Here is a 6981-nt window from a genome sequence, read left to right as displayed (position 1 = left end):
CGTGTGGCGGCGCGGCGGGGGGGGGGGGGGGGGCGGGGGGCCGGGGGGGCGCCCCCCCCGCGGGGCGCCGCCGGGGGGGGGCCGGCGCGCCGGGCCGCCGCCGGCCCCGCCCCCCCCCCCCCCCCCCCCCCCCCCGGCCGTCAGCCGATCGCGACCTCCGCGTACATCCGGGCGATCACGTCCTCGATGGCCGGCTCGCGCACCGACAGGTCGACCATCGGGTACCGGTCGGCGACGGCGGCGACGATCGGGGCGGCGCTCTGCTGGGCGGGGAAGGCCAGCCACTGGCGCGGCCCCTCGACCTTCACCACCCGCGCGCCGGCCACCTCGATCGGCGGCCGCGCCTCGGCGAGGTCGACGACCAGGGTCCGCTCGCTCTCGCCCGCCGCGTGCAGGCCCTCCAGGCCGCCGTCGTAGACGACCCGGCCGTGGTCGATCACCATGACCCGGCCGCAGAGCTGTTCGATGTCGGTGAGGTCGTGGGTGGTCAGCAGCACGGTGGTGCCCTGCTCCCGGTTGACCTCGCGCAGGAAGTCGCGCACCCGGCCCTTGCTCACCACGTCGAGCCCGATGGTGGGCTCGTCCAGGTAGAGCACCTGCGGGTCGTGCAGCAGTGCCGCCGCCAAGTCCCCGCGCATCCGCTGGCCGAGCGAGAGCTGGCGCACCGGCGTGTCCAACAGGGCGCCCAGATCGAGCAGTTCGACACAGCGTTCGAGGTTGGCGCGATATCGGTGCTCGGGGACGCGGTAGATCCGGCGGGCCAGCTCGTAGGAGTCCCGGAGCGGGAGGTCCCACCAGAGCGTGGTGCGCTGCCCGAAGACGACGCCGATCCGGCGGGCCAGCGCGACGCGTTCGCGGGCCGGGTCGACACCGGCGACCCGCAGCCGGCCGCCGGAGGGCACCAGGATGCCGGTGAGCATCTTGATGGTGGTGGACTTGCCCGCGCCGTTCGGGCCGATGTAGCCGACGCATTCGCCGGCCTCCACCGTGAAGCTCAGCCCGTCCACCGCGCGGACCTCGCGCTTCTCGCGCTTCAGCCGGCCGACCTTGGCGCGCACGGTGAAGGTGCGGCGGACGTCGTCGAGTTCGATCAGTGCCATGGGAGTTCTGCTTTCAGGAGGGATCAGGGGGCCGGGCCGGGGCCCGGGATCAGCTGCCGGTGCCGCGGTAGGCCCGCAGCCCGGCGCGCCAGGCCAGCCCGGCGACCACCAGCGCGAGCACGGCGGCGAGCGGCGAGGCGTACTGGAAGGCGCTGGGCAGGCCGAGCGGGTCGGGCCGGTCGAGGATGCGCAGCGCGGGCAGCCAGTTGACGAAGGCCAGCGGGATGCCGAACACGGTGCCCGCCACCAACTCCTTGGCGAAGACGGTCGGCGGGTAGTGCAGTACGGTGGCGCCGCCGTAGGTGAAGGCGTTCTGGATCTCCTTGGCCTCGCCCCACCAGAACTGGAGGGCGGCGAAGCCCACGAAGATCGCCGCGAAGATCGCCGTGCCGCAGACCAGCAGGACCGGCACCAGCAGCACCCGGTCCCAGGTCCAGGCCACGTCCAGGGCGGGCAGCGACCAGAGGAGCACCGCGACCGCCTGGGCCGGCCGGCCGAGCCGGCGCAGCGAGAAGCGCTCCGCGCAGACCTGGGCGAGCGCCGGGGCGGGCCGGATCAGCATGGTGTCGAGCGTGCCCGCCCGGATCCGCTCGCCGAGGCCGTCGACGCTGCCGACCAGGAGGTTGGCCGTGCCGAGCGCGAAGCCCGAGGTGCCGTAGAGGAAGCCGAGTTCGGGCAGGGTCCAGCCGCCGAGCCGGTCGGTGTGCCGGAACATCAGGATCACCACGACGAAGTCGAGGAAGGTGACCACCAGGTTGGCGACGAGCATCAGCACGAAGGACGCCCGGTAGGACATGATCGCCCGCGTCCACATCGCGGCGGTGAGCCACCAGGCCCGCAGCGCCCAGCGGGTACGGGCGAGCAGGCCCCGGTCGGTCAGGAGCAGGTCGGTCAGACTCCGGTCGGCCGCCCCGGCGGCGGGGGCCGGGTCAGCCGCGACGGGACCGCCGGCGGCGAGGGTCGGATCAGCCACCCTGGACCACCACCTTGCGGGTCGCGAGCAACTGGACGCCCCGGCCGGCGGCGACCAGCCCCGCGCCCCAGGCGAGTTGGAAACCGAGCTCGCCGAGCAGCGCCGTCCCGGTCGCCCGCTCCAGGAAGACGTCGGTCGGCACCTGGACCAGCGCGGCCCACGGCAGGACCGGTGCGATCTCACCGAGCAGGCCGGGGAAGAGCGCCAGCGGCAGCAGCATCCCGGAGAAGAACATCGCCACCACCAGCATCACCGAGCGCACACCCTCCGAGTCGTGCAGCCAGAAGCCGGTGAGCGAGACGAGGAAGCGCAGCCCGAAGCTGACCACCACCGCGAGCAGGACCGAGAGGAGGAAGAACAGCCAGGTCAGCGGCTGCTCGGGCACCCGGATCCGGAAGATCAGCCCGCCGACCAGCATCGGCGGGGCGCCGCGGGCGAGCAGGTGGAAGCCGGCCCGGCCGAGGTCGGTGGCCAGCCACCAGCCCTGGAAGTCCACCGGCCGGTAGAGGTCGACGGCGATGTCGCCGCTGCGGAACCGGTCCTGGACGTCGTCCTGGAAGCCGCCGCCCCAGACCGCGACGGTGACCAGCAGCGCCTGGCTGACCCAGATGTAGGTCACGGCGGCGGTCTGGTCGTAGCCGCCGAGACCGGGCCGGGCCTGCCAGAGGGCGACGAAGGTGTAGGCGAGGATGAGGCCGAAGACGGTGTTGGTGAAGGCCCCGGCCAGTGTGGCGGCCCGGTAGGTGGCGTAACGGCGGAAGGCCCCCCGGGCGATGGCGAGGTAGAGCGCCACCGCGCCGCGGCCACCGAAGCGGGTGCCGGCGGCGCCCGGAGCGGTACCGGGATCGGGAGGGTGCCGGAACTGCGGCTCGACGGGCAGAGCTTTCGACATATTGTCTCCTTGTCGACAAATAGGAGCGGGCGGATGCCCCCGGGGACACCGGCGCACGCGGACCGGCTCCGGCCGGCCGCACCCGGGGGGCCGGGCCGGGCGGGCGGAGCTGCCCGAACGTGGTGCGCTATATGGTTTGCACCTTTCACCGTACCGCCGGCGATCTTCTCGCGCACCCGGTTATTGCGACGCCTGATCAAGGGTCAAATAGCACATAATCGCGGCATGACCTTGAGGGCAGACCACCGCACCCGGCGTCAGGCCAGACGGGCCGGCCGCCGCGAAGCCCGCCGCGCCAGGCCGCTGTGGCGCCGGCTCCTGCCCACCTGGCGGGTCACCCTCGGCGCGCTCACCGCCGTCCTGCTCCTCGCCGTCGGCTCCTTCGCCGTGCTGTACCTCATCGTCCCCGTACCCGACGCCAACGCCCACGCCGTGGCCCAGAACAACATCTACCTGTACGCCGACGGCAGCACCGAGATCGCCCGCACCGGCGCCGTGAACCGCACCGACGTGACGATCGCCCAGATCCCGCTCGACACCCAGCACGCCGTGGTCTCCGCCGAGGACCGCACCTTCTACCAGAACGGCGGCATCGACCTGAAGGGCATGGTCCGGGCCGGCTGGAACACCCTCACCGGACGCGGCAAGCAGGGCGGCTCCACCATCACCCAGCAGTACGTCAAGAACTACTACCTGACCCAGGACCAGACCATCGAGCGCAAGGGCCGCGAACTCTTCATCGCCCTCAAGGTCGACCAGCAGCGCAGCAAGAACCAGATCCTCGCCGGCTACCTCAACAGCAGCTACTTCGGCCGCGGCGCCTACGGCATCCAGAGCGCCGCCCACGCCTACTACGGCGTCGACGTCTCCGACCTCACCCTCCCCCAGGGCGCCTACCTCGCCGCCCTGCTGCAGGCCCCCAGCGCCTACGACGTCAGGACCGCCACCCCCGCCAACCGCGACAAGGCCGTCGCCCGCTGGAACTACACCCTCGACGGCATGGTCCAGCTCGGCTTCCTCACCCCGGCCGACCGCGCCACCGTCACCTTCCCCGAACCGGTCGACCCCCAGCCCGCCACCGGCCTCAGCGGCCAGTCCGGCTACCTGGTCGGCGTCGCCGACGACTACCTCGTCTCGGCCGGCATCATCGACGCCGCCACCCTCAAGGCCGGCGGCTGGCGCATCACCACCACCTTCGACAGACCCCGCCAGGACGCCTTCGTCCGCGCCGTCCAGCAGGAGCTCACCGACGAGCTCGACCCCAAGGCCCGGCCCGCCACCGACACCGACGTCCGCGTCGCCGGCGCCTCCGTCGAACCCGCCACCGGCCGCGTCGTCGCCGTCTACGGCGGCTCCGACTACGCCAAACAGCCCTACAACGACGTCCTGCGCCAGGACAACCAGATCGGCTCCACCTTCAAGGCCTTCGACCTCGCCGCCGGCCTCACCTCCGGGCGCAGCAGCGGTGACGGCCGCCCGATCACCACCGAGACCCGCTACGACGGCACCAGCGAACGCCCCGTCCTCGGCGGCCCCACCCCGTACGCGCCGCCCAACGAGGACGACATCGACTACGGCAACATCACCCTGCGCTACGCCATGGTGAAGTCCGTCAACTCGGTGTACGCGCAGGAGGGCGTCGACGCCGGACTCGCCCACGTCCGGGAGACCGCCGTCCGGCTCGGCATCCCCGACAACGTCCCCGGCATGGACCCGGCCAACACCTCGATGACGCTCGGCACCGCCACCCCGAGCGCCCTCAACCTGGCCGGCGCCTACGCCGGCTTCGCCAACCACGGCCAGGCGTACACCCCCTGGTCGGTCACCAAGCTCGAACGCGTCAACACCGGCGGCGCCGTCGACGTCCCCAAGATGCCCGATCACGTCCCCACCACCGCGCTCGACCGGGGGATCGCCGACGCCGTCACCGACGTCCTGCGCGATGTCGTCAGCCCGCGCGGCACCGGCGCCGCCGCCCTCGACCTCGGACGCCCCGCCGCCGGGAAGACCGGCACCACCGACGCCAACCTCTCCGCCTGGTTCGCCGGCTTCACCCCCGAACTCGCCACCACCGTCGGCCTGTTCCGGGAGAACCCGAAGACCCACGCCAAGGAGCCGCTGTCCGGCACCGCCGGCTACGAACGGATCAACGGCGGCGCCTTCCCCACCCGGATCTGGACCGCCTACATGGCCGACGCGCTCGACGACAGCGACGTCCAGCGCTTCGACCTCCAGCCCGGCCGCGGCAGCGCCCAGTCCGGCGAGCCGAGCGCCGGCCCCTCGCCCTCCCCGTCGGCCTCCCCCAGCGCCACGGCCAGCGCCACCGCCTCCGCCACCGCCACGCGGCCGAGCACCCCGGCGCCCTCCGCCCCCGCCCCGACCGGCCCGAGCGACCGGCCCACCGAGGCGGTGCCCACCCCCACGCCCGAGGCCCCCGCCCCGACGTCCGCCCCGGAACAGCCGCCCGCCCCCACCAACCGCCCCACCCCGCCGCCGCGGCCGACCACCACCCCGACCCCGGCACAGCCCCCGAGCACCCCGCCCCCGGCCGCCGACGCCACCGCGCCACCGACCCGCCAGCCGACCGGACAGCCGGCCGGACAGACCGGACAGCGCACCGCGCAGCCGACCGGGCAGGCCGCCGGACAGCTCGCCGGACCGGCCCCCCGAGGCGGGCCCTAGGCGACCAGCTCCCGCTCCAGCGGGGTCCGGAACCGCGGCGTCACCCGCACCTCCCCCAGCCAGCCCGACAACCGCGCCGCCTCCGCCTCGATCGCCGCCCGCGCCTCGGCCCCGACATCCGCGAACAGCCGCCACACCGGCTCGCCGTCGGGGCGCTGCGCCCACCCGCCGACCACCCGGCCGCCCCACCAGAGCGTCGGCCCGGCGTTGCCCGCCCGGTCGAACAGCGCCGGCACGTCCTCCGGCCGCAGGTACCAGTCACGCCCCCGCCAGCCCATCACCGTCGGATCGAGCGCCGGCAGCAGCGCCGCCCACGGCTCGGGCTCCTCCACCGGCTCCTCGTCCCCCGGCAGCACCAGGCCCGCCACCCCGCCGTCCAGCGCCACGCCGACCGCGCCGAGGTCCGCGAGCGCCCGGCGGGTGTCCCCCAGCGTCCAGCCCGTCCACCACTTCACGTCCTCGACGGTGGCCGGGCCGTACGCCGCCAGCCACCGCCGGACCACCTCGGCCTTCGCCTCCCGCACCGGCACGTCCGGCCACTGCGGCACCGGTGCCCACGGGTAGCTGCTGCTCAGCCAGGAGCCGCGCGGCCGGCAGCGCCGCACATGCCCGTCCGAGGCCAACAGCCGCAACAGCCGGCTGCCCACGCTCTGCCGGGCCTCGTACGGCTTGCCCTGCGCCATCAGCATCGTCTCGCGCAAGGCCGGTACGTCCGCGCCGAGTTCGGCCGTCGTCGCCTCGCCCCGCGCGGCCAGCGCCGCCAGCACCGCCCGCTCCGTCTCGGCGAGCCTCGGCTCGTCCCACCCCTCGGCGAACTCCCGCAGGTGCTTGAGCAGCGTCGCCCGCTCCTTGACCGCGATCGCCCGCGCCGCCGCGGAACTGACGTACGGGGCGAACCCCTCCGTCACCGCGAAGATCGTGCGCCGCATCGACAGCAGCTTCACCAGCGAGACGTCCTCGTACAGCGCCCGCTCCACCTCCGCCGCCGACGGCTCGACCAGCCGCGCGCAGGCCGAGAGGTAGACCGTCGCGGCGTCCGAGGCGTGCAGCCCGACGACCGCGTCCGCCACCTGCTCCACCCGCGCCGCCCGCTCGGCACGCGCCAGCAGGTGCCGCCGCCCGACCCGGGCCCGGCGCTGGTCGTCACCGATCGAGGGCGCTCCGCCCGAAGACCCACCGCTGCTCATGGCCGGACCCTACTGCCACCCTCCGACAACGGCCCGGGGAACGACACCGCCACGACGCCGGGAACGGCCCGGGGAACGACGCCGACAACGGCCCGGCGAACGACACGGCGGGCCGTCACGCGCACCGCGTGACGGCCCGCCCCGGAC

At 74.4% G+C, this 6981-nt stretch carries 5 protein-coding genes; 1 reads left to right on the top strand and 4 read right to left on the bottom strand.

Annotation, left to right across the window (positions count from 1 at the left end; genetic code table 11):
• Nucleotides 1–140 precede the first annotated feature (140 nt).
• From ACIQTO_RS24950 to ACIQTO_RS24940, 3 genes are all read right to left on the bottom strand, one after another.
• Complete coding sequence (locus ACIQTO_RS24950; RefSeq protein ID WP_402391960.1) at nucleotides 141–1100, bottom strand: ATP-binding cassette domain-containing protein; 960 nt, start codon at nucleotides 1098–1100, stop codon at nucleotides 141–143.
• A gap of 49 nt (nucleotides 1101–1149) precedes the next feature.
• Complete coding sequence (locus ACIQTO_RS24945; RefSeq protein ID WP_402392161.1) at nucleotides 1150–1914, bottom strand: ABC transporter permease; 765 nt, start codon at nucleotides 1912–1914, stop codon at nucleotides 1150–1152.
• 151 nt (nucleotides 1915–2065) lie between these two features.
• Nucleotides 2066–2866, bottom strand: coding sequence for an ABC transporter permease (locus ACIQTO_RS24940; RefSeq protein ID WP_402392158.1), 801 nt, complete (start codon nucleotides 2864–2866; stop codon nucleotides 2066–2068).
• A 324-nt stretch (nucleotides 2867–3190) separates the two neighbouring features.
• On the opposite strand from ACIQTO_RS24940, the gene ACIQTO_RS24935 reads away from it, so the two are divergent.
• Nucleotides 3191–5647: a transglycosylase domain-containing protein gene (locus ACIQTO_RS24935; protein ID WP_402391957.1), complete on the top strand. Its 2457-nt coding sequence runs from the start codon at nucleotides 3191–3193 to the stop codon at nucleotides 5645–5647.
• On the opposite strand, the gene ACIQTO_RS24930 is transcribed toward ACIQTO_RS24935, so the two are convergent.
• Nucleotides 5644–6834 carry a winged helix DNA-binding domain-containing protein gene (locus ACIQTO_RS24930; protein ID WP_402391955.1) on the bottom strand — a complete coding sequence of 397 codons (1191 nt, stop codon included), beginning with the start codon at nucleotides 6832–6834 and terminating at the stop codon, nucleotides 5644–5646. The two genes, ACIQTO_RS24935 and ACIQTO_RS24930, sit on opposite strands and share 4 nt — an antisense overlap.
• Nucleotides 6835–6981 lie beyond the last annotated feature (147 nt).

This window comes from Kitasatospora sp. NPDC091207 (assembly GCF_044768625.1).
In the GTDB taxonomy this organism is placed as follows: Bacteria; Actinomycetota; Actinomycetes; order Streptomycetales; family Streptomycetaceae; genus Kitasatospora.
The sequence above is the reverse complement of the archived record's forward strand: the minus strand, read 5'-3'. Positions and strand labels throughout refer to the sequence as shown.